The organism is Ulvibacterium marinum (assembly GCF_003626755.1).
Classification (GTDB): domain Bacteria; phylum Bacteroidota; class Bacteroidia; order Flavobacteriales; family Flavobacteriaceae; genus Ulvibacterium; species Ulvibacterium marinum.
Genome location: NZ_RBCJ01000004.1, coordinates 225804 through 249889 on the forward strand (window position 1 = coordinate 225804; position 24086 = coordinate 249889).

22 protein-coding genes and 1 tRNA gene are annotated in these 24086 nt (G+C 40.6%); 9 read left to right on the forward strand and 14 right to left on the reverse strand.

Going from position 1 to position 24086, the window contains the following annotated elements:
• The first annotated feature begins 34 nt into the window (after positions 1 to 34).
• From D7Z94_RS20110 to D7Z94_RS20150, 9 genes are all read left to right on the forward strand, one after another.
• The gene (locus D7Z94_RS20110) at positions 35 to 1579 is read left to right on the forward strand and encodes an amidohydrolase family protein (protein ID WP_120713425.1); all 1545 of its coding nucleotides are present in this window, start codon (positions 35 to 37) and stop codon (positions 1577 to 1579) included.
• Between the two features lie 116 nt (positions 1580 to 1695).
• On the forward strand, positions 1696 to 2163 hold the full coding sequence (locus tag D7Z94_RS20115) for a DinB family protein (RefSeq protein WP_120713426.1): 468 nt from the start codon (positions 1696 to 1698) through the stop codon (positions 2161 to 2163).
• A 187-nt stretch (positions 2164 to 2350) separates the two neighbouring features.
• Positions 2351 to 2704: a hypothetical protein gene (locus D7Z94_RS20120; protein ID WP_120713427.1), complete on the forward strand. Its 354-nt coding sequence runs from the start codon at positions 2351 to 2353 to the stop codon at positions 2702 to 2704.
• Positions 2701 to 3009, forward strand: coding sequence for a hypothetical protein (locus D7Z94_RS20125; RefSeq protein WP_120713428.1), 309 nt, complete (start codon positions 2701 to 2703; stop codon positions 3007 to 3009). The genes D7Z94_RS20120 and D7Z94_RS20125 overlap by 4 nt, the downstream gene beginning before the upstream one ends.
• A gap of 140 nt (positions 3010 to 3149) precedes the next feature.
• A complete protein-coding gene (locus D7Z94_RS25870; protein ID WP_211341819.1) occupies positions 3150 to 3773 on the forward strand; it encodes a hypothetical protein in 624 nt (207 codons plus the stop codon).
• A 130-nt stretch (positions 3774 to 3903) separates the two neighbouring features.
• Positions 3904 to 4557 carry a DUF4272 domain-containing protein gene (locus D7Z94_RS20135; RefSeq protein ID WP_120713429.1) on the forward strand — a complete coding sequence of 218 codons (654 nt, stop codon included), beginning with the start codon at positions 3904 to 3906 and terminating at the stop codon, positions 4555 to 4557.
• A gap of 157 nt (positions 4558 to 4714) precedes the next feature.
• Positions 4715 to 5506: a hypothetical protein gene (locus D7Z94_RS20140; RefSeq protein WP_120713430.1), complete on the forward strand. Its 792-nt coding sequence runs from the start codon at positions 4715 to 4717 to the stop codon at positions 5504 to 5506.
• A gap of 179 nt (positions 5507 to 5685) precedes the next feature.
• Positions 5686 to 6483, forward strand: coding sequence for a hypothetical protein (locus D7Z94_RS20145; RefSeq protein ID WP_120713431.1), 798 nt, complete (start codon positions 5686 to 5688; stop codon positions 6481 to 6483).
• 211 nt (positions 6484 to 6694) lie between these two features.
• Complete coding sequence (locus D7Z94_RS20150; RefSeq protein WP_120713432.1) at positions 6695 to 7708, forward strand: hypothetical protein; 1014 nt, start codon at positions 6695 to 6697, stop codon at positions 7706 to 7708.
• A 223-nt stretch (positions 7709 to 7931) separates the two neighbouring features.
• Here D7Z94_RS20150 and D7Z94_RS20160 read toward each other — a convergent pair whose 3' ends face one another.
• The 14 genes from D7Z94_RS20160 to D7Z94_RS20225 all read right to left on the reverse strand — a co-directional run bounded on the left by D7Z94_RS20160 (position 7932) and on the right by D7Z94_RS20225 (position 24062).
• Positions 7932 to 8816 (reverse strand): SDR family NAD(P)-dependent oxidoreductase, encoded by an 885-nt coding sequence (locus D7Z94_RS20160; RefSeq protein WP_120713434.1) that lies wholly within the window; start codon positions 8814 to 8816, stop codon positions 7932 to 7934.
• A gap of 547 nt (positions 8817 to 9363) precedes the next feature.
• A tRNA-Arg gene (locus D7Z94_RS20165) sits at positions 9364 to 9437 on the reverse strand.
• A gap of 31 nt (positions 9438 to 9468) precedes the next feature.
• Positions 9469 to 9918 carry a GatB/YqeY domain-containing protein gene (locus D7Z94_RS20170; RefSeq protein ID WP_120713435.1) on the reverse strand — a complete coding sequence of 150 codons (450 nt, stop codon included), beginning with the start codon at positions 9916 to 9918 and terminating at the stop codon, positions 9469 to 9471.
• Between the two features lie 90 nt (positions 9919 to 10008).
• Complete coding sequence (gene ftsZ, locus D7Z94_RS20175; RefSeq protein ID WP_120713436.1) at positions 10009 to 11934, reverse strand: cell division protein FtsZ; 1926 nt, start codon at positions 11932 to 11934, stop codon at positions 10009 to 10011.
• 44 nt (positions 11935 to 11978) lie between these two features.
• Complete coding sequence (ftsA, locus tag D7Z94_RS20180) at positions 11979 to 13304, reverse strand: cell division protein FtsA (RefSeq protein ID WP_120713691.1); 1326 nt, start codon at positions 13302 to 13304, stop codon at positions 11979 to 11981.
• 8 nt (positions 13305 to 13312) lie between these two features.
• Complete coding sequence (locus D7Z94_RS20185) at positions 13313 to 14032, reverse strand: cell division protein FtsQ/DivIB (RefSeq protein ID WP_120713437.1); 720 nt, start codon at positions 14030 to 14032, stop codon at positions 13313 to 13315.
• A complete protein-coding gene (gene murC, locus D7Z94_RS20190) occupies positions 14022 to 15374 on the reverse strand; it encodes a UDP-N-acetylmuramate--L-alanine ligase (RefSeq protein WP_120713438.1) in 1353 nt (450 codons plus the stop codon). Before murC ends, D7Z94_RS20185 begins: the two co-directional genes overlap by 11 nt.
• A gap of 28 nt (positions 15375 to 15402) precedes the next feature.
• Positions 15403 to 16503 carry an undecaprenyldiphospho-muramoylpentapeptide beta-N-acetylglucosaminyltransferase gene (gene murG, locus D7Z94_RS20195; protein WP_120713439.1) on the reverse strand — a complete coding sequence of 367 codons (1101 nt, stop codon included), beginning with the start codon at positions 16501 to 16503 and terminating at the stop codon, positions 15403 to 15405.
• Complete coding sequence (locus tag D7Z94_RS20200) at positions 16490 to 17689, reverse strand: FtsW/RodA/SpoVE family cell cycle protein (protein ID WP_120713692.1); 1200 nt, start codon at positions 17687 to 17689, stop codon at positions 16490 to 16492. The genes murG and D7Z94_RS20200 overlap by 14 nt, the downstream gene beginning before the upstream one ends.
• A gap of 2 nt (positions 17690 to 17691) precedes the next feature.
• Positions 17692 to 19026, reverse strand: coding sequence for a UDP-N-acetylmuramoyl-L-alanine--D-glutamate ligase (murD, locus tag D7Z94_RS20205; protein ID WP_120713440.1), 1335 nt, complete (start codon positions 19024 to 19026; stop codon positions 17692 to 17694).
• Position 19027: 1 nt separating this feature from the next.
• Positions 19028 to 20248 (reverse strand): phospho-N-acetylmuramoyl-pentapeptide-transferase, encoded by a 1221-nt coding sequence (gene mraY / locus D7Z94_RS20210; RefSeq protein ID WP_120713441.1) that lies wholly within the window; start codon positions 20246 to 20248, stop codon positions 19028 to 19030.
• A 24-nt stretch (positions 20249 to 20272) separates the two neighbouring features.
• Entirely contained in the window at positions 20273 to 21736 is a 1464-nt protein-coding gene (locus tag D7Z94_RS20215; RefSeq protein ID WP_120713442.1) for a UDP-N-acetylmuramoyl-L-alanyl-D-glutamate--2,6-diaminopimelate ligase, read from the reverse strand.
• Positions 21733 to 23739, reverse strand: a complete 2007-nt coding sequence (locus D7Z94_RS20220) for a penicillin-binding protein (RefSeq protein ID WP_120713443.1) — start codon at positions 23737 to 23739, stop codon at positions 21733 to 21735. The genes D7Z94_RS20215 and D7Z94_RS20220 overlap by 4 nt, the downstream gene beginning before the upstream one ends.
• Complete coding sequence (locus D7Z94_RS20225) at positions 23739 to 24062, reverse strand: FtsL-like putative cell division protein (RefSeq protein WP_120713444.1); 324 nt, start codon at positions 24060 to 24062, stop codon at positions 23739 to 23741. The genes D7Z94_RS20220 and D7Z94_RS20225 overlap by 1 nt, the downstream gene beginning before the upstream one ends.
• Between the last annotated feature and the right edge of the window lie 24 nt (positions 24063 to 24086).

The following is a 24086-nucleotide window of genomic DNA, read 5'->3' on the forward strand; positions in this document are numbered from 1 at the left end:
GCATTATCTTCTTACGTACTTAAAAAGGCATGTTATGAATTGGAAAAAAATATGGAAATACATACTTATGCTGCTAGCCGTAGGATTCGTACTCCTTTGGTATTTTTCAGAACGCAAAATAAGTAGAATATATGGAGATCTCACAGAGAAAGTCGGCGCTGATAGCTTCCTCCTTGATGCACAGCCTGTCTTGATCAAAAATATCAGTGTCCTCTCTCAAGATGGAAAACGATTTGTACCCCATCAATCCGTATTGGTAGAAGAAGGCTTAATAGTTTCCATTGACTCAATTATAGACGATTCCCCAGACGTAAAAATCATCAACGGAGCAGATAAATTTTTAATCCCCGGCCTTATAGACTCCCACGTGCACTTGTTGAAGAGCCCTAACGACTTATTGCTATATATCGCCAATGGGGTTACGGAAATTCGAGAAATGATGGGTGATGAAGTTCATTTGCAATGGAGACGAGAGATTGAGCAAGGGAAACGGATCGGGCCGGACATGTACATTGCCTCACCAAGAATAGGGAGCTTTGGAAAGGTTGAGGGCTGGTTTATGAATTGGACCCAAGGATTTGAATCGGTCAAGAATGAAAAAGAGGCAAAGCGGCTTGTTGAGGAGATGGCAGAAAAGGGTTATGATGGCATTAAGATTTATTCTCAATTAAATGCGGACGGTTACAAGTCTATAAACGAGCTCGCACCAAAAAGCGATCTGGATGTTATAGGCCATATTCCGTTTAGTGTGGACCTTGAGGACTTTTTAATGTCCAACCAAGAGGAAGTAGCCCACTTGGAAGAACTCATGAAACCGATACTGTGGGAAAATGGGGGGTTTGATGGCATAAAGAACCAAACAGACGCCAATGATTTTCTAGCCGCTGTGGACAAAAAGACCAAGGAACTTGCGCCAGGGTTGGCTGAAAAAGATATCGTCGTAACCACTACCCTTTGGCTTATGGAAAGCTTTGTAAAACAAAAATTCAGTATAGACCAGATCTTAAGCGAAGTAGAACTGACCTATGTAAATCCCGGTTTAAGTGAGTGGGACGAAAATATACCCGGCCTGGGATGGTTACCGACCGTGAATCGGTATCGAATCTTAGATGTCGAAACCTTTACTCCCTCCCAGTTGGAGCGAATAAAAATCTTTTGGGCAGCTTATGCCGAGGCATGCAGGATTACACTACGTAACCTAAATGAAAACGGCGTAAGAATACTGGCCGGAACCGATGCAAATGTACCTTGTGCGGTACCGGGCTTTTCGCTACATGACGAATTAGTAAGTTTAAGGGACGCGGGAATGTCCCCCGCCGAAGTACTGCAATCCGTTACAAGCACACCAGGGGAATGGCTAGGTAAAAATACCGGTATACTTAAGCAGGGGGCCAAGGCCAACCTGATTATACTGGATAAGAATCCCCTGATGGACATCGCCAACACCCGAAGCATAAACTCGGTTATGGTCAATGGGCGGTATTATAAAAAATCGGTACTAAACGATATGCTCAATGCTGTCAAAAACAACAACGAAGCAAGCAGGACGGTAGATATTACAAAATACACGAAAGAATAATCTAGGGTACATTAAGGCACATGATGAATTAATAGCCGGATTTCCAACGAGAAATTCCGGCTATCAGTTATCTTTACAAAGGCTTTAAAACCGGCCGACATTTTTCCAGAAACCAAATGAAGTCTTCAATTCAGCTCGCCAATCGGTTCAGGGAAGTAATTCTGAACGGAAAATGGATTGCAAATACAAACGTACAAGATCAACTCCGTAATGTCACCTTGGAACAGGCCGTGACCGAGATTGACAACTTGAATACTATTGCCAAACTAACATTTCACTTAAACTATTATATTTCCGGGGTATTGAACGTATTTGAAGGAGGTAATCTGGAAATTCGGGATAAATTTAGTTTTGACCTCCCAAAAATGAATTCGGAACAGGAATGGAGCGACCTTACCACTAATCTTTTTTCAAATGCGGAAAAATTTGCAAACCATGTTGAACATATGTCGGAAGAAAAACTCAATGCGGAATTTGTGAATACGGACTATGGTGATTTTCGAAGAAACATTGAAGGTATGATCGAACACTCTTACTATCATCTGGGGCAAATTGTATTGTTAAGGAAAATGCTTGACCAATAAAATGCTGCACACGGCAAAGTGTATACCTAATTGTGCCTAAACTGCCGAAATCTATACCCGCGTGGCAAGAACCTCGTTCAAAGGGATCCAAAATCTCTTATCTTAGTTCTGCATATAAAAGAAATAAACGTACCTAGGTACGTTTATACAATTGTTATGTGTAATTGAGGAAAAGCCGATAAACCAAATGAATAAACCCAAGATAGAAAACCGTCAATTAAAAAATGATTTTTTGGACGAACACATCTTTGTTGGTCTAAAAAACCTGAATGATGGATTTGACACTGAATCAATTAAATATTTTTCGGAATCAGACTTTCGTATTGTACTAGAACGTGTTGAAAAATTTGGATTGGGAATTTATGGCATTGAACCTTGGCAAAATGGAACTTATTATGACGTGTATGGTTTTGAAGATTATGCGAAAACTCCAACAGATTCGAGATGGTATAATACAGCATTTGACGACTTTATTGCATCAGGTGAAGAGCTTCTTTATACAGCAACTTATCATATGCCAAAATATGATGATCAATTATGAAAGAATTATGGTGTTGGAGATGTAAAATGACGGTTCCCATGCTTGATAAAGACGAGTTTGAGATTGCGAAGAAATTATATAACCAAGGATTTAAAACCAACGGAATCAATATAAAAGAAAGATTTAAACCCTTGCTAGATTATTATACCGGATTGACTGGGTTTGATGAAACCGTGCCAAACGCTATAATGCATCATGCTATTCATCAATACGGACCACCATGCGGAAAATGTGGTAAACCATATAGAACGCCAAAAGCATCATACTGTCCAGCTTGTGGGAACAAACGAAAAGAAAACACATAACACTGTATATGAAATCATAGCACCCTGCGGTATGCTACGCTTCATATACTGACCGTTGTAGCACATTAAAAGAATGAGGCAATCGGTGGAAGTTAAAAACCTAATAACAAAAATATTTTTAACGTGTTCAGATACATGGGATGAATAAAAGGGCTTTTAAAATTGTTGGACTTTATTTAGTTGGCTTAATCTGTATTTTCTGCCATTACTTGATGAACAATAACAACATAATAAATGTACTCTTTCAAAAAACGAATAGATTTCCTCAAGATGGATTTGTAGTACTTCTTGTTGCAGGATTATTTCAATACGGATTATTAACAGTGGGAATATCCATAATCGCAATTCTGAGTTTTTTCTTAATCAAAAAAAGGAAAACACCTAAAAAATATAAAAACAAACATGGAAATGAAATTATTGAAGAAGGACATGAATCTTATATGATTCCTGACGAATATTTGAAAACTGGAGCTTCATATAAAATATTTCTATGGAATAACACAGACAAAATTGTAACTATCAAAGATAAATTTACCTTGAGGCCAAATGAAGATAAAGTATTCCAGTTTGTAGATACAGACTCTATTTCATTTGACATAGGACCAAAAATTTATTTCGGAGAATTTGGACTTGAAATCAGCGACAAAAAAAGCCAAATAGCTGGAATTGGAGGAGAGTATTGGGAAAAGTATAACGTTCCAAATAATGTGGAATACGGATTTGTGATAGTACCACCAGGTGAAGGTGATATTGCTACTAAATAAAACGTGCTACAACAATGGCTATAACCCATGCCTATCGCTTGGCCATTTTTTCCTAACTTGAATGTAATAAAAAACGTCCGGCGCTGGCCACGGGGCCATAGCCGGGACCGTTGTGCATAATTGAAGAAAAATGTGGTTCCAAAAGAAAATTAAACCCGAAAAAATAAAGGATAGGAATACAAAGCAATTGCGTTCGAACGGAATTGAGGTAATTGAACATTTACCTTATTTGGACAATCCTGAGTTTAGAGAACCAGAAGAAATAGCTCGTAGAACAATGGTTCTAACTGCATTATTTCAGTTACACCTTCAAGCACCAAGAGACATAATCAAAAAGTATCTTGAGGAAAATAGACTTATAGACTATTTGAACGAAGAAGAATTGGAATATTTGGAAACGGAATATTCGGAATTACCTGAACAGAATCAAATAGACATTTATTGGTATGTAGAAGCCATTTGGACTTTTGCTTGGATTGGCGGATTTCACAATAATCTGACTTTAAATACTGGCGTGGAAGATTCACTTGCTTCGTTGATTCCGAACATTGCGAAAAATGAATCAGCCGAAAAATTCATATCTGAATTCAAATTGAGAAATCAAGTAGAAATATTTGAAATGTTGGATAAGTTCTATCGTGCTCATTGGTTCGCTCGAAATAACAATTTGACTGGAAAACAAACGGATAAAGTTGATTTGGACATAATAATGGAAAGAAGAAAAGCATTGGAATATACAGTTTACAAAGAATTTGACTGGAATGAAATTTCACTTGACACGTAAAAAACAACTATGCACAACAATGTATAACCGCAATTACGGCGGATTCGACTACGTCCGAATCCACTCGGAATTGCTAAAGTCTGTGCTAAACCGAAAATTAAAGCATATTAACCCGTAACTGATGGTTATACGAGACCGTTACCACCAATTGGAAAAAATGAAGAAGCTAACAAAACTTTCACTTCTGATACTAACCATATCACTTCTTACAAGCTGCGATTTCATTAATAACGCTTTTACTTACAAAGACACTACTGAGGGGTTTGTAGAAGCTCTGATAGAAGAAGATTATGAAAAAAGCTTAACCTATATGGCAACCGAACACGATGGATTCAAAAACACAAATCTTGACACTCTGAAAGTGGGTTTAGCAAATTTCCGTCAACTAATTGTAAAAAATTTTGGAATTGAATTGGACTACAAGTTTATGACCGCGAATAAGACTTTTTCAACGGTCGAAGGAGAAAGTACACCTCCTAATACAACTAAAGCCCAAATCGAATTCTCTAACGACACAGAGTTCGGAGTTTTCGAAATAATTTTTGACGACAATTCAAATAAGATATACAACATCCAAACTCTTGATATAAAAGAACCAATTCCGAATATGATGATATTTTGGCTATTTGGAATATTAGCTATTTGTGTACCTGTCTTCAATATTTGGATAATTAGAAAAATAAAAAAAAGTGATCTAAAGAAAAAGTGGTTGAAATATATTGCTGTCATTTGCCTTAATGTACCCGCTATAACTTATAGTGCTGTAAATGGACTTTCATTTAGCCTATTGAGTTTTCAAATCCTATTGGGTATTAGTTTTAGTTATATGGGCTACCTGAGTTCAGCTTGGACCTTTGGAATACCATTAGGTGGTATATATTGGTTATGGAAACTTAGCACGAGAACAGTTGACAAGGAAGATGTAGAAAATGAAATTTTAACTGAATAAAAAAAGGTGGTAACACTGTATATAGCAAATAAGGCGTTCGGTGGTTTGCGAAAGTTCAGTGCTATTTACTAACACCGCCAAATCGTTGATTTGGCTCAGTACAAACTTGAAAGGATATCGCTTTTTTCAGCCCTACTTGCCATATACTAATCGTTAGCAATAATTATGAAAAAGAAATTGTGACTAAGGAAAAACCTCTGTTTCGGACTATATTTCTTGCTTCAGTTATTCTACTGCTGATTAATGACCTTTACCTTAAATACGAGTATCATAACTTTTTTACTGGGAAACTATCCGATTTCGCCGGACTATTTGCCTTCCCTTATTTTTTTAGTTGTTTCTTTTCAAAAAGGATAAAATCTATTTACATTTTTAGCGGAATTTTGTTCATAATCTGGAAATCGGAATATTCACAGCCGTTTTTTGATTTTGCTCACTCATACGGAATTGGGATTGACCGAACAGTTGATTATACGGACTTAGTTTCTCTACTAATTTTACCAATTTCATATGCATACTGGAATTCAGAATTTAGACAATTGATTCAACCAAAAAAGATTCTCAAACCATTCATAATCGGTATTTGCTGTTTTGCATTTATAGCGACTTCGGTTCCAAATAAAGAAGGAGCTCTTAATTTAAAATCCAATTATCGAGTTGAATTAAAATCCGATTTAAAAAAAGCTCGGGCTGCTGGACTTATATATTACTCTTTGGAAAATGACAAGTATATTTCAATGTTAAGGATTCCTGAGAAAAATGCAGAAATTGAATTGTCTTTAATGGTTAAAGAAAAAGAGAAAGGTATTTTGAGCATCAAACTTGATAGTATTCTTAACTACTATGTTGAAGGGAGTACATTCATTTTCTCGGGCGGTGTTGACGAAGATGATGTGAATTTCGTAAAACAAATGACCTTGGAAGACTTTGAAAAACTGTTTGTGGAACAAAAGATTAAGCCACTTATGGAAAAATAACTATTGCTAACAATACCTATAAATAATACGGGCTTAGCTACTTAAGTTATAAACCCGGAATATCAACGAACACCGCCAAATCTTTTGGATTTGGCATTAAATAAACAAAGAAAAAGCAAAACAAAAGGGTTTGGCTATTTGTCTGGCGGAAAGTAAACGCCAGTTTGCCCCCGTACTGTTCATAGCTCTACCGTTGTAGGTAATTAAATAAATGAATAAAATAGTATACTTATTTGGAGCAGGTGCAAGCAGAAATGCTTTGCCAATAGTTGATGAAATTCCTGATAGAATTCAAGAACTGATTGAATTGCTTAAATCAGACGATTTGCAACTATCTAACAAAGACAAATATGATGATTTAACATCTAATGCTCCTGAAAGTAAAAGCCACTACCAATTAGAATTGATAAAGAATCTTGAATGGCTATTAACTGAAAGCTCTAATCATGCAAGCGTTGACACATTTGCGAAAAAATTAACGATTAAAGGAAATCGTAAGGAACTTGAAAAGTTGAAAGTTGCTTTATCAATATTCTTTGTATTTCAACAGGCACTGAATAAACCCGACAAGAGGTATGACACTTTTTTTGCTTCGATTCACAATAGTTTATATCGCTTCCCAGACAACTTAAGGATACTTTCGTGGAACTACGACTATCAATTTGAACTTTCGTATTCGGAGTATTCAAGTCAACAAGATGTATCATCTAATCAAAGTTCACTAAATGTTAAACATAAATATGGAGATAATGATACAGATGAAAGATTTGGGATTTATAAATTAAACGGAACGACTGGACTTTATTCTGATGGTGGTTGGCGACAATATATGTTTGCTCCTAACCTCAAAGTTCCAGTAGATTTATCTTTCGTTGATCGAGTGGTGAGAAACTTTACAGCTGTAACATACTTTGGGAATCTATACTCTAACTTTTCTTTTGCTTGGGAAAGAGAAAATCCAGATAAAAGCATAGTTGACTTGGCTATTAAAAACACCGAGGATTGTTTAGCATTGGTAATAATTGGCTACTCATTTCCATTCTTCAATCGAGATATTGACAGGAAGATTATTGGGGCAATGAAAAATCTTAAATCGGTTTACTTCCAGGCACCTGACGCTGACGTTCTTATAGAAAGATTCAAGGCTATTAAAGACAATACAAGTGAAATCAATTTGATACCTAAATATGATACAGGACAATTTGTTTTACCAAATGAATTATAAAAAACTACCTACAACAATGGCTCCTATGAACAGCCCTGGTCCAGTCCTTTAAACCTGCCTACGGCAAGCAGGCTATGTGTAATCCGCCCTTTTTGGGGTTCACCAGCATCAGTATGATCATACGTTATAAAAACTTGGCCACTTGCTATAAACATGTTGTCCGTCTCCTTTACGGGGCCACAAACGTTGTTTTGTGATACGGTTCTTGCCGGAATTGTGGGGTTCAACAGTTTTTAGTACATCGGCGCTCAATCACCTTGTTTCCCTTGAAATGAATAGTAAGGTCAAATCTGGATTTTAGCCTGCGCCACCTACGCATAGGATGATTTTTTATGATATAGTGTCCCAATCCCGGAGCAATTCTATTGATGGACAACAAATACACCTCAAACTTACCAACTGCAATTTGCTTTCTTTTCTTTTGCAATCCTTTGATAATATCCTGGGCACATTCAGCAGGCGTCATACCCAAGCGATGGGAGGTCTCTACCTTACCATAGGGGGTTCCATCACCACATAGTCCCTTGGCCGTTATAGCTGTATTGATAAAGCCCGGGAGGATAAAACTGACATTGAGCTTACAACCCATGTGCTCCGCCTTTAAGGATTCGAAAAAACCATGTAGCGCATGTTTTGAAGCCGAGTAGGCCGATCTTCCGGGGATGCCCATGACACCGGCAAAACTCGAAACAATTCCAAACCCACCATAGCCTTGTTGCAAATACATGGGCATGATTGCCTTGGTCAAAGCTACCGTACCGAAATAGTTGGTTTCCATAACCTTACGATCTACATCCAGTTCAGTTTCAATGACCAATCCTTTTTGGGCAATACCGGCATTATGGAGGACCAAATCCAAGCGACCCAGTTGCCGAACCTGCGCCACTGATTTTTGGATAGATTGCGAATCTGTAATGTCCAAGGGAAGTACCATAAAATTTTGAAGATCAGCACACTTCTCCCTTAACTCGATTAATTTTTCCGTCCTTCTTGCTGAGGCAATTACGGTTGCTCCCAAGTTGTTCAATTGCATGGCCAAAGATGCACCGATACCAGAGGAAGCCCCCGTAATCCATATCACCTTGCCCTTGAAATTCATTTTTCTCATAAACCTAAATTTTAGTAAGGAAACTCGATTATAAATTGTTGAACCAAACCTATCCGAAAAAAATAGGTTGGATGTCCGAAATCCCGTATCCTAGATAAATCCGGACACCTTTTATGTTACTATAGAAGAAGGACTACCTAATATTGTGGAAAGGAAAGGTCCGTGCCGTACACCTGTTTCAGCGTCTTATTTTTTAGAGTTGAATCGGGTATGCCGAAACGGTACCGTCGGACCCTTTGGGAAAGCTGTGCATACCATTGGCTCTAAGTACATAGAATAGACTTATAAAAGGTCTCCAGATAGGAGGTCTTTGGTCGGTGATCGAGAAAGGATTTGCGAACGTATATCCTTCAATGCTCCGCTTTGAAAATAGTTCAAACAAAAAATGCTCAAGCATGCTTGGCATTTTTTCTTGTCGAACTATTCATTCGTGACCGCGGAGGGATTATCTTCGATTTTCCCAACAACGCTCCGCGTTGAAAATCAAAAAGCCGCAATTACAAATTCAAGCAAACTTGTTTTGCCATACGACTTTTTGATTCATTCGTGACCGCGGAGGGATTCAAACCCCCAACCCTCAGAGCCGAAATCTGATGCGCTATTCAGTTGCGCCACGCGGCCAAAGTAATTTTAGCATACTGCTAAAAGCGCGCTAAGATAACTTATTTTTCACTATAGTAGAAATGGTTTTTGCATCTGCCTGTCCGGCCAATTCCTTGGAAACGATTCCCATGACCTTTCCCATATCCTTCATCCCCGAAGCACCGATAGCATCTATGGTCTGTACCACCACTTTTTCTATTTCTTCCTCGGTCAGTTGTTCCGGAAGGAATTGTTCAATAACAGCGGCCTGTGCCAGTTCCGGTTCGGCCAAATCCTCCCTACCTTGTTCCGTATAAATGGATGCGCTATCCTTGCGTTGCTTCACCAACTTCTGTACCAGTTTTATTTCATCGGCTTCCGAAAGATTACCTCCTGCCCCGCTTTCGGTCTGTGCCAATAACAAGGCCGACTTAATGGCCCTTAGAGATTCCAAAGCTACCGAATCCTTGGATTTCATAGCCGTTTTCATTTGCTCCATTACCTGTTGTTGTAGGCCCATAACTTCTGATTTTTTCGAAATGCAAAGATAAAAAATAAACCCGAAAATAATGGTTATTTTCGGGTTTGGAATGTTTGGGGAAAATGGCAGCTAATCCACGTTATCATTTAAAAATGAATTGTTGGAGCGTAATTGGATCTCTCCATTACTATCTTCACTTAGGCTGGTTCTAGAAACCTTGGCCTGTCTTGGGTTTTCGTTCAAATCCACACCTTGCCGCTTATAGGCCGGTTCTTTTTCTATCTCATCTATGTTGCTGAGACCGTTCTGGAATTTATAGTTGAAATCCTTTAATTTTCTTCTTCTTTCATCTGCCCTTGCCTTTAACAATTCCTCAATAGGAATTTCCATGGGGTCTATTTCCTTGGAAGGGTTTTTCGGTTTTAGGTCCCTATCCTTATCGGATATCGTCTTTTTCTCAAAAACTAGCTCATCCTCAATTATTTTGGGGTCATATTCCTCTGCTTTGGACTTGGCTCCGGTAAGTTTATTCTCCAGTTCCATATAATCGTCCAAACTGTAACGGGTTTCACCATCTTTATTGTATTCCAATACGGGGACTACTTCAATATGGTCGTTTACATCTATTTCCTTAACCTCTTCATCCAAACTAAATGTGATTACATTTTCTTTTTCTTCATCTTCTTCACTGGACAAAGGCATATCAAAACTCATGGCAATCTGTTCCTTTTTGGACGAGACCACTTCAGGGTCGACCACTTCAATGTCATTAAGGGTATCCTTGGAATCTATAATGATAAAATCGTCCTCGGAAACTTCTCCTGGTACCACGCCTTCGATTACCTCTTCATAAAAGACATTGAAATTTTTGATATAGTTGGTGGTAGGAATCAAATCCATTCCCAATTCCTCCTCTTCTGGAAGACTATAGGTTTTTTCGGGTTCTTCGCTCTCTTCTTCCAGCAATTGATGTACAACGGGCTTTGAGGTCAAATCCTGTTCAGCCTTCTGTCCTTCTTCCAAGTTATGGATGATTTTTTTGGATTCCGTATTTACGATATCATCTTGCTGATCTACATTAAACCCCGTGGCGATAACGGTAACGGCAATAGCCTCGCCTAAATTTTCATCCTCTCCGACTCCCATAATGATATTGGCTCCATAACCTGCCTCTATTTGGATGTGGTCATTGATTTCGCCTATTTCATCAATGGTAATCTCCTGGGAACCGGAAACAATCAACAATAGTACATTTTTGGCCCCAGTAATTTTATTGTCGTTCAGCAAGGGAGAATCCAGGGCCTTTACAATGGCTTCATGAGCTCTGGAGGAACCCGATGCCATTGCGGATCCCATAATAGCCGTACCACTATTTGAAAGTACGGTTTTGGCATCCCTAAGGTCTATATTCTGAGTATAGTGATGTGTAATAACCTCTGCAATACCTCGGGCTGCAGTGGCTAAAACCTCATCAGCCTTGGAAAAACCAGCCTTAAAACCTAAATTTCCGTAAACTTCACGTAATTTATTGTTATTGATAACTATGAGCGAATCTACATTGGAGCGTAATTTTTCAATCCCAACCTGAGCCTGTTGGCAACGCATTTTACCTTCAAACTGAAAGGGCATGGTCACTATGCCCACGGTAAGCACGTCCATTTCCTTTGCTTGTTTTGCAATGACAGGAGCGGCACCAGTACCCGTTCCTCCGCCCATACCGGCGGTAATGAAAATCATCTTTGTTGTGGTATCCAGCATACCCTTAATGTCCTCCATACTTTCCAATGCGGCCTGCTCTCCCACCTCAGGATTGGCTCCTGCACCAAGTCCTTCCGTTAAGGAAACGCCCAACTGGATCTTATTTGGTACGGCACTGTTCTGAAGCGCTTGTTGATCGGTATTGCAGATAACAAAATCCACTCCGTTTATGCCGGCCTGGAACATGTGATTAATGGCGTTGCTCCCACCACCACCTACGCCAATGACCTTTATAACGTTACTTTGATTTTTGGGCAAATCAAAAGCTATGTTTTCAAATTCCGTGTTCTTGCTCATATTCTTTTTATTACTGGTTATTATATTCTTCTACTATTCTATTTCTATTCCGCGTTGTCCAAGAAATCCTTTAGTTTTTCCGACCATTTATCAAAAACGGATTTTCTTTCTTTTTTGACCTTGGTGGCTCCTACAGTCTCTGGTTCATGACCTGCATAGGCCATTTCTTCTTCATTTTCAATGTTTTGAGATACTGATTTCTCCTTATACTGATTTTTTAAGGCATTCATTAAAAGACCAACTGCGGTGGCATACAAAGGGCTGGCAATAGCTTCTTCCGAGTCTCCGGCAAGGTGTTCATTAGGGTAGCCGATACGGGTATCCATGCCGGTAATGTATTCCACCAATTGCTTCAGGTGCTTTAACTGACTTCCCCCTCCAGTAAGCACGATACCTGCAATGAGTTTCTTTTTCTGCTCTTCATGCCCATAGTTCTTTATCTCAACATATACCTGCTCAATAATTTCGACTACCCTGGCATGAATGATCTTGGAAAGGTTCTTTAGGGTAATTTCCTTCGGCTCCCTACCGCGAAGCCCGGGAATGGATACAATTTCATTGTCCCGATTCTCCCCCGGCCATGCCGAGCCAAACTTTATTTTCAGTAATTCTGCCTGCTTTTCTATAATGGAACACCCCTCTTTGATATCCTCGGTTATAACACCTCCTCCAAATGGAATTACAGCGGTATGGCGGATAATGCCATCCTTAAAAATGGCCAAATCCGTGGTTCCCCCACCAATATCAATTAGGGCAACTCCCGCTTCTTTCTCTTCTTGGCTCAATACGGCATCTGAAGAGGCCAAAGGCTCCAAAGTAATATTGCCCAAATCCAGACCGGCGCTCTTTATACACCTCCCCACATTTTTTATGGACGAAACCTGCCCGACCACCACATGGAAATTAGCCTCCAAACGTCCTCCGTACATTCCTATGGGTTGCTTGATCTCGGCCTGCCCATCTACCTTATACTCCTGTGGCAATACATGAATAATTTCTTCCCCGGGCAGCATAACCAGTTTATAGACCTGATTACACAATTGATCCAAATCATCTTCATTAATTACCTCTTCCGAGTCCGAACGCGTAATATAATCGCTATGCTGAAGGCTTCTAATATGCTGGCCTGCTATCCCAACGACAACCGAGGCGATTTTTAGTCCGGAATTGGCCTCGGCCTCCTCAACGGCCTGTTGAATAGACTTAATGGTTTGGGTAATATTGTTGACCACACCTCGATGTACGCCCAAACTTTTGGATCGTCCAATACCGAGAACCTCAATTTTTCCATATTCGTTTTCCCTACCGATTATGGCCACGATCTTGGTTGTCCCTATGTCCAACCCTACTGAATAGCTACCTTGTTCCATTGTTATCCCTAAATTTTGGTGCATACTACCTGATTATTAAATTCCAAGTTTACCATGGCATATTCCTCCAACGTTTTGTCCCGATTTGCTTTGGCATAGAACGCCTTGAAATTGTTAAACTTCTCTTCTAGATTGTCTATACCGCCCAAATGGACTACAAACTGTTCCATCCGAAACTTCAATTGATATCTTTCCTCCTCCTCAATATGGATACCAATTACATTTTTACGGAGAAAATCGTCCTGGTTTATATACTTCAGAATTTCATAAACATCCTCTAAACCTTTGCCTGTAATCTTACCTGTGATTATAGGAACCCTAGCAGAATGACTCATGGACAACGGCATACGTTTCCCTTCATCATCTAGATAAAACTTTGAATTCCCCTCTATGCGTCCGATTGGCTTGCGTTGAACAATTTTAGACGTAAGTTCACCATTTACAGTAAGATAAACTTGGGCACTTTTCACCATTTCATTGGCCTCGATGACCTTTTCTATAGTATTCAAAACTAATTTTTCTTTAGGCACATTTATGATGGGCCCATAATTTTGTATTAACAATTTATTAACCACGCTTTGTGTAATATAGAGATTTTGATCTCCGACAAATTCGATGTTAATACCTGCCACTTTTCTCTTTTCGTTCCTTTGGTTGGAAAATGCGTAAAGCCCCATTAATACAAGGCTAAGCGCACCTATCTTGATGTAGTTCCAATTAATTCGCATACTCCAGTTCGCTTTTAATTTTAGATACTTCCAATCCTATATCCCCAGCTCCCAGGGTTACGAGGATCTCAGGATTTTGATCTCTTATTTCGTGAATTAAATTTGATTTTTTAATTAATTTTTTGTTTGGATTTTCAATTTTCCCCAGTAACCACTCCGAAGAAATTCCCGACATAGGTTTCTCTCGTGCCGGGTAAATATCCAGAAGTAAAACCGTGTCGAATTTAGACAGGCTTTCCGCAAAATCATCCGCAAAATCCTTTGTCCTTGAAAACAAATGAGGTTGAAAAACGGCGGTAATACTTTTTCTTGGGTGCATTTCCCGAATCGCATCGTAAACCGCATTGATTTCCGTAGGATGATGTGCGTAATCATCAATAAATATGAAATCCTTCGATTTGATCTGATATGAAAACCTTCGCTGCACGCCTTTAAAGGTTGCTAATGCCAGTGCCAATTCATCCAAGGAATTTCCGGACTGTCCCGCCATGGCAAAAGCCGCCAATCCATTAAGCAAATTATGCCTGCCGGGCTTGTTGAACTTAACTCCCGTAATCGTAGTAAGGGGAGTTACTACATCAAATATATAGGTCTCCCCCTCTATCCGCAGATTACGGATACAATAGTCCGACCCATCTTCAATACCATAGGTAGTGCCCTGTAAGGGAAGGCCATTCCTTATGAAAAGTTGTCCTCCGGGCTTTAAACGCTCCGCAAATTCTTGAAAGGATTTCCGTAGCGAGGCACTATCCCCGTAAATGTCAAGATGATCGGCGTCCATTGAGGTTACACAGGCCACATCCGGATACAGCTTAAGGAAGGAACGATCAAATTCATCCGCTTCTACCACAGAATATTGCGCTCCACGAAACAAAAAATTACTGTCAAAATCCTCCGATATCCCACCTAAAAATGCAGTAAGCGGGGTTCCGGTTTCATTGAGCAAGTGGGCCAGAATACTTGATGTTGTAGTCTTGCCATGTGTACCGGCCACAGCGAAACAAAAGGTATCCTTGGTAATAAGACCCAGGACCTCGGAACGTTTTTTTATGTCAAAACCTCTCTTTAGAAAGTATTGATACTCGGAGTGCTCCGAGGGAACCGCGGGCGTATAGACCACAAGGGTATTCTCCATTTCCAAAAACAAGTTGGGAATTCTATTCGTATCATCTTCATAATGTACCGATATACCCAAATTTTCCAGTTCCTTGGTCAAAGGCGTTTCCGTTTTGTCATACCCCGCCACGTTCTTATGGATGAACTTGAAATATCGCGCCAAGGCGGACATGCCTATGCCTCCTATTCCGATAAAATAAACGTTATGTATGTTCGTCAAGTTCAAAATTATATTTCAGGTTTGTTTTGATATATTATGTGTCCAATGTCCCTAACAATTTTTCTATTTCGTCCACAATATGCTTTGTTGCATTGGGCATAGCCTCATTCTTTAGATTTGCACCCAGCTCTTCTTGCTTATCCCTGGATTGATGCAAGTCCGAAAAAACGGTTTCAAACCTCTCATCCAACTCGGTTTCCCGTAACATCAAAGCGGCATTTTGTGTGACCAAGGCCACAGCATTTTTGGTCTGGTGATCCTCCGCCACATTGGGCGAAGGAATAAATAGCGTTGGTTTGCCTACAATACACAGTTCGGATACCGAACTGGCTCCTGACCTTGAAATGATGTAGTCCGCAGCCGCATAGGCCAAATCCATTTTGTCCAAAAAATCAAAAACCTTGACGTCCTCCTTTGCGTGATTTTTATACTGCTCAAAATACAGTTTGCCACATTGCCATACTACCTGTAGGTCTTTGGATGCAAAATATTCCAGTTCCTTTTCAATCAACTCATTAATACGCCTTGCTCCCAAGCTTCCACCTAAAACCAGAACTACCTCTTTCTTGGGATCCAACTGAAAAAAGGTCTTTGCCTCGGGTCCCGTTACCTCCGTATTCACTAAATCTTCCCGTACCGGGTTGCCGGTCTTTACAATTTTTGAGACCGGAAAAAACCTTTCCATACCATCGTAGGCCACGCAGATTTTAGCCACTTTATCCTTCAGCAGTTTGTTGGTAATACCCGCATAGGAATTCTGCTCTTGAAGCACACAGGGAATAGCTCGTCCAGAAGCCACCTGTAGCAATGGCCCACTGGCAAACCCTCCTGTTCCTATGACGACATCAGGTTTAAATTGGGATACTATTTTTCGCGATTTCAGCAAACTACTTATCAATTTAAAGGGAAACATCAAATTTTTAAGGGTTAGTTTCCGCTGTAACCCGGTAATCCATAATCCTTCAATTTTATATCCCGCTTGGGGTACTTTCTCCATTTCCATTCGATCCTTTGCGCCTACAAATAAAAAATCGGCTTCCGGAAACCTCCTTTTCAATTCATTGGCTATGGCAATGGCCGGATATATATGTCCTCCGGTACCGCCCCCGGAAAGTATGAACCTATAATTGCCCACTCAACACTTGTAAAGGGTTTGAATCATCAATATCCAATGTCTTCCTTTCTATGTCATTGTCCTTATTGCTTGCACTTAATATGATGCCAATGGCCAAACATGTCATCCAACTGGAAGTCCCGCCACTACTTATCAAGGGTAGGGTCTGGCCTGTAACAGGAAACAGTTCAACCGCAACCGCCATATTGATCAAAGCCTGAAAAACAATCGGCAGACCGACTCCCAAAACCAACAATTTTCCAAAAATGGTTCCATTGCCATTGGCCACAACCACGATTCGGAACAGTAAAAACAGATAGAAAAACATCAAAACAAAGCCACCCACAAGACCATATTCCTCAACAATTATGGCATAAATGAAATCCGAGGAGCTCTGGGGCAAAAAATTCTTCTGTACGCTTTTGCCAGCCCCTTTACCGACAATTCCTCCAGAAGCAATGGCAATCTTGGCCTTCTCTATTTGATAATCAGCTTCGGTATCCTCAGGATTCCAGAAACTCTCTACCCGACTTATCCATGTATCCACACGATTGGGAAAAAGATCGGGTGCGGCTTTTGCCGTGAGTATAAAAAATGTAAGGCAAACCATTCCTGTACCTACTATTCCAAAAATATATTTCAAGGGATATCCCCCTAAAAAACAAAGCAAAAGCACCATGGAAAATAAGATGGCGGCCGTAGAAAAATTGGCAGGTAATATCAATAGAACTACCAAAAAAACAGGAACCCATAAGGGCAGGATACTTTCTTTAAACCTAATGGTCTTATCCTTGATCTTGGTCAAATACCTGGCAACATAAATCATTAGGACCACCGTAGCTAGGTTTGAAGTTTGGAACGTTATGCCCACAAAAGGAATCCGAATCCATCTACTGGCATTGGCCCCCGCAATAGTATCGCCTTGCGCCAGGGTAAAAACCAATAACACAAGAACTATGGGCATAGCTATAATAGATAGCCCTTTAAAAAAATGGGAAGGAATCCGGTGCACCCCGAAAATAATCCCAAAACCTAAAAACAAAAGCAAAGCGTGTTTGATCAAGTGTCCCGTAGTGGTGCCATTGCCCACAACATAGACCAAGTTACTACTGGCACTGTAAACCGGCAGAAAGGAAAATACGGCCAATAAGGCCACGACGGCCCAAATAGCTTTATCTCCTTTGATATTTTTAAACACCCGTAGCATGGTCATAGATTCTTTATAGCTTCCTTAAATTGATCGCCCCTATCCTCATAATTCTTAAAAAGATCAAAACTGGCACAGGCGGGAGACAGCAAAACCGCATCCCCGCGTTCGGCAATTTTATAGGCCACCTTTACCGCTTCCTCCATGGCAAAAGTCTCCACCATTAAATCCACCACATTGCCAAAAACATCCTTAATTTTTGTATTGTCCAGACCTAGACAAACAATAGCCTTTACTTTTTCACGCACTAAGGGCATCAAGGCCTTATAGTCGTTTCCCTTATCAATGCCCCCTACGATCCATACGGTAGGAGCACTCATGCTGTCTAGCGCAAAATAAGTAGCATTAACATTGGTAGCCTTTGAATCGTTGATGTATTGCACATGATGTATTTTTAACACCTTTTCCAACCGATGGGGAGCCCCCTGGAAATTGGCTATACTTTCCCGAATGGTCTCCTTTCGGATACCTATAAGTTTTGCGGCCATAGCAGCAGCCATGGTGTTCTTTAAGTTATGCTTTCCTTCCAGTGCCAAAGTGTCCGTTTTCATCGCGATTGCATTGTTTTGTGTACGAATTTGTATTTCGTTATTCTCTATATAAGCACCTTCCTCCAACTCTTTTTGAATTGAAAAGGGTAGTAATCGGGATTTGACCGGGTGCTCGGTTAACCAATCCATAATCGTATCATCGTCCGCATCATGGATGAAATGATTTTCCTCACCTTGGTTTTTGGTAATCCTGAATTTTGAGGCGACATAATTTTCAAACTTATAATCGTAGCGGTCCAAATGATCCGGTGTTATATTCGTAATCATTGCAATTTCCGGTCTAAAATCCACTATACCGTCCAGTTGAAAACTGCTGATTTCCAAAACGTAATATTCATAATCATGTTCGGCTACCATCCTCGCGAAACTATCCCCAATGTTACCGGCCATGCCCACGTTAAGCCCTTCTTCCTTAAGAATATGGTAGGTTAACATGGTGGTGGTGGTCTTTCCGTTGCTTCCGGTAATACCAATAATCTTGGCATCCGTATAGCGTGCAGCAAATTCAATTTCCGAAATTACCGGGATGCCCTTCCCCCTTAATTTTACTACCAAGGAAACGGTATCCGGAATACCCGGACTTTTCATGACCAAATCTGCGTTTAGGATAGCTGCCTCGGTATGACCGCCTTCCTCCCAATCAATCCCAAAATGTTCAAGAGCGTTTCTATATTTTGTCTTTATTTTTCCTGAATCGGATACAAAAACCCCGTATCCTTTCTGTTTTCCCAAAATTGCGGTACCGATACCGCTCTCACCACCACCCAACACGACCAATCGCCCCATGCTAGCGCACCTTTAATGTCACAAAGCTTACTATGGCCAACAATATTCCTATAATCCAAAAACGGGTAACTATCTTGCTTTCATGGTACCCTTTCTTTTGATAATGATGGTGCAGGGGGGCCATCAAAAAAATGCGCTTCCCTTCACCCAATCTCTTTTTGGTGTATTTGAAATAACCGACCTGTAACATCACGGAAATGGATTCGGCAAAGAATATTCCACAGAGTATGGGAATAAGCAGTTCTTTCCGTACAATGATGGCGATTACGGCAATGACCCCTCCAATCGTTAAACTTCCTGTATCTCCCATGAAAACCTGTGCCGGGTACGCATTGTACCATAAGAAACCTACCAAAGCACCAACGAAAGCAGTTATAAATATTAAAAGCTCACCCGCTTTCGGAATGTAGAAAATATCCAAATAGTCGGAAAAAATGATGTTCCCGGAGACCCATGCAAAAATTCCCAGTGTCATGACTATAATAGCCGAAGTACCGGCAGCCAAACCATCAATACCATCCGTTAGATTGGCACCATTGGATACCGCAGTTATGATAAAAATTACTATAGGGATAAAAAGCAACCACGCATACTTTTCCGCGCCATCACCCATCCAGGAAACAAAATCGGCATAATCCAGCTCGTTATTCTTAAAGAAGGGAATATTGGTCTTAATGGATTTTATCTCCTTGCCCTCTACCTCCATAACTTCATATTGTTGTGTTATAAGGGTATTGTCCTTTTCCTTCATGGTAACCTCTGGGTGAAAATAGAGTGTGGCCCCTACAATAAGGCCCAGGACTACCTGTCCCAAAACTTTAAATCTGCCCTTTAGGCCTTTTTTATCCTTTTTGAATATTTTGATATAGTCATCCACAAAACCGATAATGCCCATCCAAATAATGGTGACTATCAGCAGAATAATATAGATGTTTAGGATATCGGCGAATAACAACACAGGAACCAAAGTGGACATGATAATAATCAATCCGCCCATAGTAGGGGTTCCGGCCTTTTGCTCCTGCCCCTCCAAACCTAAGTCACGTATGGTCTCCCCAATCTGTTTGCGCCGAAGAAAAAGTATAATGCGCTTCCCATAAGTGGTGGCCAGGATCAGGGAAAGCAGTACCGCCATGGCCGCCCTAAATGTTTGGAATTGGAAAAGACTGGCACCGGGTACCTGATATTCTTTTTCCAAATATTCAAACAAATAATATAACATGGTCAGGTTTTGGGTTTTTAAACTTTATTTGTCCATACTGTTCAATGTATCCTTTACCACTTTAAAATCATCAAAGTCTATCCGCTTTCCATTGGTTTCCTGATAAGTTTCATGCCCTTTCCCGGCAACCAAAATGATATCGTCCTTAACGGCCAACTTACAGGCTGTTTTAATCGCCTGCTCCCTATTTTCTATGGACAAGGTTTTTTTTTTGTTTTGAGGTTCCACCCCTGCTTCCATTTCTTTAATGATTGTCTCCGGGGGTTCCGACCGGGGGTTGTCCGAAGTGAAAATAGCGGTGTTGCTCATGGCCGATGCGATATAGCCCATTACCGGACGCTTAGACTTGTCTCTGTCGCCACCACACCCCACAATAGTGATGACGTTTTCATTTCCAGTCCTCAACGTGTTGATAGTATCAAGCACGTTTTTAAGTGCGTCCGGCGTATGGGCATAATCAACAATGGCCGTTATATTTTTTTTTGATTTATAATATTGGAATCTCCCATTTACATTTTCCAATTCGCTCAATAACCGAAGTGTTTCCAGTTTCTCCAGCCCCAAAAGATCCGCTGTAGCATATATGGCGAGCATATTGTACGCGTTAAAATCACCAATAAGCTTGGACCATACTTCGTTATCCTCAATTTTTAATAATTGCCCATCAAACTGATTCTCCAAAATCTGGGCCCTGTAATTCGCATAGGTCTTTAGGGCATAGGTATATTTTTTGGCCTTTGTGTTCTGTAACATGTATAGACCATTTTTATCATCAATATTGGTCAGGGTGAATGCCTTTTTGGGCAGGTCATCAAACAATTTTTTCTTGGTATCCCGATATTCCGCAAAAGTCTTGTGATAATCCAAATGATCGTGGGATAGGTTAGTAAACAGGGCTCCCTCAAAGACCAGTCCTTCCGATCTTTTTTGATGGATACCGTGTGAACTGACCTCCATAAAACAGAATTCCACCCCCGCATCGTTCATATAGGCCAAATGCTTGTTTATCGTAAGGGCGTCCGGGGTGGTCAAGGAAGTAGGATACTCCTTATCATCCACCATAATTTTAATGGTAGAAATCAATCCTACTTTGTAACCGGCCTTTTTGAACAATTGATACAAAAGGCTGCTCACGGTAGTCTTTCCATTGGTACCCGTAATTCCTACCAGTTTCAGGTTCTTGGATGGGTTGTCAAAATAATTGGCCGCCATTATGGCCAAAGCACTATTCCCATTTTTTACCTCCACATAGGTCACCTCATTGACGATATTCTTGGGAAGCTCCTCACAGATTATGGCTCGGGCACCGGCTGCCAAGGCTTTATCAATAAAGCGATGACCATCCACGACTGAACCCCTAATAGCGACAAAAACATCATCTTTACCTACTTTCCTGGAATCAAAGCAAATAGCATTGACTTTAATATGGGTACTTCCACTAACTGCCGTTAGCCCTACTCCGTACAATATGTCTTTAAGTAGTTTCATGAAAGTTCCAACACTATTTTATCCACTGTATTTAGGTCTGTACCCTGGGAGACGGATTGCCTCTTAACCTTCCCGTTCCCTTTGACCTCTACTTCTATTCCCAAGTTTTCCAAGATGGACACGGCGTCCATTCCGCACATACCTTTTACATTGGGCACTTTGTTATACTTTTTTTGCGCTTCCGCGAAGTACTTTTGATAGGACTTTTCTAAAGTTTGATCTTCTACCTTTTCCATATCCACCTCATCGATCAATGGAGAGGAAGTGTAAACCTTTTGGGCAATGGATTTGAATACCGGACCGGAAACATCGGCTCCATAGTAGCCCACACTTTTATCTGGTTCGTGTATCACTACAATGCAGGAGTATTTGGGGTTTTCTGCCGGGAAATATCCAGCAAAGGAGGAAATGTAGCGAAGCTTATCCGGATCTTTGGACGCGTAATTCTTTTGTGCCGTACCCGTTTTTCCCGCCATGGAAAAATTGGTGGAATACAACTTATGGCCTGTACCGTGTTTTTTTGACACTACATTGGCCAGTAGGTGTTGTACTTTTTCAACAGTTTCCCGGGAACATATAGCGGGATTTATGACTTCTTTATCAAACTTTTGAATGGTCGTATTCCACTCCTTTACTTCTTTTATCAATCGTGGCTTTACCATTTCTCCGTCATTGGCAATGGCGTTGTAAAAGGACAGCACTTGCAATGGTGTCATTGAAACCTCATAGCCGTAGGCCATCTGGGCCAAGGAAAGGCCAGACCAGCCTTTTTCATCAGGATATCTAATTACAGGGGTGCCCTCGCCCTTTATAGGCAGCCCCAATTCCTGGTTTAATTGCATACTATATAATCGATCCACATATTTTTCCGGGTTTTCCTTATAACTTTCGTGAACCATTTTGGCAAAGGCCGTATTGGAGGAGACCTCAAATGCCTTGGCCAAGGAAATTTTGCCATACCCTCCCCTTTTGGAATCTTTGATCCTATGTCTATAAATGCGCCAATATCCTCTTTCGGTGTCATAAACGTCACTGGTATCGATGACTTTATCCTCAAGTCCCGCAACCAAATTCATTAATTTGAAGGTTGAACCTGGTTCATGGGACTCTCCAATGGCATAGTTTAGGCGCTCATAGTATTTTCCGGCCTCCGTTCTCCCTAAATTGGAAATAGCCTTAACTTCTCCCGTCGCCGTTTCCATAACAATGACACAGCCATGATCGGCCTTATATTTTTCCAATTGGCCCAAAAGGGCATGATGGGCAATATCCTGTATATTGATATCAATGGTAGACACCACATCATAACCATCCTTGGGTTCTACGATGTTATCAAAGCCGATAGGCTTCCATTGTCCTTTTGCTATTTTCTGCTTAAGGCGTTTCCCTTCCACCCCGCGGAGGTATTGCCCGAAGGCTCCTTCCAATCCTACACGGGTATAATACCCGTTTTCATCCACACGCTCATAGCCCACACTACGCTCGGCAATTTTTCCCAAGGGGTGTTCACGCACTATTTTCTGCTCTATAATCAATCCCCCTTTGTAAGGTCCCTTCCGAAACAATGGAAAATCTTTTACGGCCATGTACTCGGAATAATCCAAATTCCGAGCTATTAAGGCATATCTGTTCTTGTTGGCCTTTGCCTTTCTTAAAAGTTGTTGATAGTGGGAAGATGTCTCACCCAATAATTGAGCAAGGGCATCGGACAAGGGTTTTACATTTTCCTTGAAATCCGCATCTTTTACGGTAAGGGCATCAAAGCGAATGGTGTATTTGGATACCGAGGTGGCCAACAAACTCCCATCGTCCGAATAGAGGTTGCCTCTATTAGGCTCAATGGTAAATAGTTTTTCCGTGCGTTTATGGGCCAACTTCCTATACTTTTCGCCTTGCACCATCTGTATGTTCACCAATTTGAACAATACAGCGCCTGCAAACAGAAAAAGAAATCCTGTTACAAAATATAGTCGTTTAAGTATGGTCTTATCGGTTACGGCCACTAGTCTTCTTTAAGGGAGGTTACCTTTATTTTTTTTGGTGGGACTTCTGATGGATAAAGCTCTTTCTCCTCTACGATGTTCATTACCGTAGATTCCAATTTTAGGCGTTGTACATCGGACCGAACATCCACAAACTCGCTTCGTAATTCCTTTACTTCTTCGTTCAATGCGGCAATCTGATGCACCTTTTTATCGGCACTATGGGAGCTTCCGATCATTACCGTAGCTAGGAAGGAGGCAAAAATGATGAATAGCCAATTCTTTGGCGCGTCACCACTTACTAAAAATTTCCCTTTTAATATGTCCAGTATTCCTTTTTTCATCAGTGTTCAATAAATTCTTTTCTA

Excerpts from the sequence above, each read along its gene's own strand:
- D7Z94_RS20185 (WP_120713437.1), bottom strand. The coding sequence starts at position 14,032 with ATGCGAATTAATTGGAACTACATCAAGATAGGTGCGCTTAGCCTTGTA.
- D7Z94_RS20150 (WP_120713432.1), top strand. The coding sequence starts at position 6,695 with ATGAATAAAATAGTATACTTATTTGGAGCAGGTGCAAGCAGAAATGCT.
- D7Z94_RS20200 (WP_120713692.1), bottom strand. The coding sequence starts at position 17,689 with ATGCTACGGGTGTTTAAAAATATCAAAGGAGATAAAGCTATTTGGGCC.
- D7Z94_RS20215 (WP_120713442.1), bottom strand. The coding sequence starts at position 21,736 with ATGAAACTACTTAAAGACATATTGTACGGAGTAGGGCTAACGGCAGTT.
- D7Z94_RS20110 (WP_120713425.1), top strand. The coding sequence starts at position 35 with ATGAATTGGAAAAAAATATGGAAATACATACTTATGCTGCTAGCCGTA.
- ftsA (WP_120713691.1), bottom strand. The coding sequence starts at position 13,304 with ATGGAACAAGGTAGCTATTCAGTAGGGTTGGACATAGGGACAACCAAG.
- D7Z94_RS20140 (WP_120713430.1), top strand. The coding sequence starts at position 4,715 with ATGAAGAAGCTAACAAAACTTTCACTTCTGATACTAACCATATCACTT.
- murD (WP_120713440.1), bottom strand. The coding sequence starts at position 19,026 with ATGGGGCGATTGGTCGTGTTGGGTGGTGGTGAGAGCGGTATCGGTACC.
- D7Z94_RS20120 (WP_120713427.1), top strand. The coding sequence starts at position 2,351 with ATGAATAAACCCAAGATAGAAAACCGTCAATTAAAAAATGATTTTTTG.
- D7Z94_RS20115 (WP_120713426.1), top strand. The coding sequence starts at position 1,696 with ATGAAGTCTTCAATTCAGCTCGCCAATCGGTTCAGGGAAGTAATTCTG.
- D7Z94_RS25870 (WP_211341819.1), top strand. The coding sequence starts at position 3,150 with ATGAATAAAAGGGCTTTTAAAATTGTTGGACTTTATTTAGTTGGCTTA.
- D7Z94_RS20160 (WP_120713434.1), bottom strand. The coding sequence starts at position 8,816 with ATGAGAAAAATGAATTTCAAGGGCAAGGTGATATGGATTACGGGGGCT.
- ftsZ (WP_120713436.1), bottom strand. The coding sequence starts at position 11,934 with ATGAGCAAGAACACGGAATTTGAAAACATAGCTTTTGATTTGCCCAAA.
- D7Z94_RS20170 (WP_120713435.1), bottom strand. The coding sequence starts at position 9,918 with ATGGGCCTACAACAACAGGTAATGGAGCAAATGAAAACGGCTATGAAA.
- D7Z94_RS20225 (WP_120713444.1), bottom strand. The coding sequence starts at position 24,062 with ATGAAAAAAGGAATACTGGACATATTAAAAGGGAAATTTTTAGTAAGT.
- D7Z94_RS20135 (WP_120713429.1), top strand. The coding sequence starts at position 3,904 with ATGTGGTTCCAAAAGAAAATTAAACCCGAAAAAATAAAGGATAGGAAT.
- mraY (WP_120713441.1), bottom strand. The coding sequence starts at position 20,248 with ATGTTATATTATTTGTTTGAATATTTGGAAAAAGAATATCAGGTACCC.
- D7Z94_RS20125 (WP_120713428.1), top strand. The coding sequence starts at position 2,701 with ATGAAAGAATTATGGTGTTGGAGATGTAAAATGACGGTTCCCATGCTT.